This window comes from Microcystis sp. LE19-84.1B (genome assembly GCF_027531875.1).
Lineage (GTDB): Bacteria > Cyanobacteriota > Cyanobacteriia > Cyanobacteriales > Microcystaceae > Microcystis > Microcystis panniformis.
In genome coordinates, this window is record NZ_JAPZSR010000406.1 from 1 (window position 1) to 1,834 (window position 1,834).

1 protein-coding gene is annotated in these 1,834 nt (G+C 47.4%); it reads right to left on the reverse strand.

Features of this window, described 5'->3' with window-relative positions:
- Window positions 1–176: 176 nt before the first annotated feature.
- Window positions 177–1,834 (reverse strand): murein biosynthesis integral membrane protein MurJ (murJ, locus tag O9324_RS22605; protein ID WP_288141366.1); only part of this gene is annotated, 1,658 nt, incomplete at its 5' end.

Consider the following 1,834-nt stretch of genomic DNA (forward strand, 5'->3'; position numbering starts at 1 on the left):
CTTAGGGACTTGCGTGGGAATAATATCCCAATCGATCGGAGGGCGCAAGCTTTGCGCCCCTACAGTAACGGATTTTGTCCACAATGTAGGGGCGAACTGCGTTCGCCCAAAAGGTACATTATCAAAGCGCAAGTCCCTTATAGTATGTAACGATGAGGTGAGGCCGGAACTTAAACCTAAGATTTTTTCAAGAACTTCTGACGAACTCGCGAGATTAATAGGTCTAATTCAGGTAACTTCAATAACATCGCACCGAGGAGGAATAAACCCACTGCTACGGTCGAAGCCAAACCTAACTGTAATAATTGTAGGAAAATATTACCAGCACCGAAAACCTTTTCCCAACCCCAACTAGCACCCCAACTACCAACACCAGAAAGCATTGTAATTACCGTTAATCCCAATAGGGATAAACCCCATTCTCCTAAGGGTAAACCTCCTAAACGACGATTTAAAATCACCGTAAAAATGCCCATAGAAAGGATATTAACCCCCACGGTTGCTAAAACAAGCCCCGGAGTACCAAAAGGTTTATACAAGAGGAAATCCAGCGCACCATTGAGAAAAATATTTACCATACTCACCTTAAAAGGAGTTTCGCCATCACCCAAAGCATAGAACACTCGTACTAAAACATCGCGACCGAGATAGAAAAACATCCCGAAACCGTAGGCCATTAATACGGGAACCACCTGTTCCGAGGCAGCCAGATTAAAGGCACCCCGTTGATAGATAACTCGCACTACCGGGAAAGCGAGGGCGATAAAGATAGCGGTGAAGGGTAACATGGTTAAAGCCGTCAATAATAAACCCTGACGGATTCTTTGCTTCAATTCTACCCAATTTTCCGGTTCCGTCAGTCGAGAAAATATCGGCATAAACGGCACGAGAATCATGTTAGACATGATGCCCAAGGGCGTGAGAACGATAAAACTGGCGTAACGCATGGAAGCGGCGGCATTTTCGATAAAAGAAGCGAAAAAGAGGTCAGTATAAACGTTAATATGCAACATTCCCGAAGATAAGGTCGCTGGAATCATCACCCGCAACACTTCCGACACCCCCGGAATCCGCCAATCCCAACGAAATATTAATTTTCCTAAACCTGCCTTGACTTGTGCGCCCACTTGTGCTAACCATTGCCAAAGCGCCCCGACGAGAGTACCGCCGGCGAGGACAAAACCCCCCAGTTGCACATATTGCGGCTCATCAATGCGATCGCCAACGAACCAAGCCAGCAAACCCACCCCGATAATCACCGCCACACTGGAAAAAAGCGGACTGAGACTCGGTAGCCAGTATTGATCCGCTGCGTTGAGAGTACCGAAACCGATGCCGATTAAACCGGCTAAAACCGCCATGGGGGCCATAATTTGCAGTTGTTGAATGGCCATGCTGCGGGTGGCGGCATCTAAACCGGGAGCGAGAACATCAATAAAAATATTGGCAAAAACGATTAAAAAGACGGTGACAGCTAATAAAATCGCACTGACTAGGGTGGTAATAGTCTCGACAATCGGCGCGGACTCGGATTTATCTCTTTTGGCCAAAACACTGACCAAAGCACTGTGAAAGGGGCCGTTAATGCCACCGAGGAGAATTAACAGAAAACCGGGGATAACGTAGGCAAAAGCGTAGGCGTTCACCACCGGCCCAACACCGTAGGCAGCGGCGATTACCTGTTCGCGGACTAAACCAAAAACCTTACTGATTAAGGTGGCAACGGCGACAATTCCGGCAATACCGGCTAAGGAACGGGTAGCTTTCTTAGTAATGATGACACCTCGAAAGAAAACAACTGCATTGATCGATTCTACCCGTTTCTGTGTTCCCG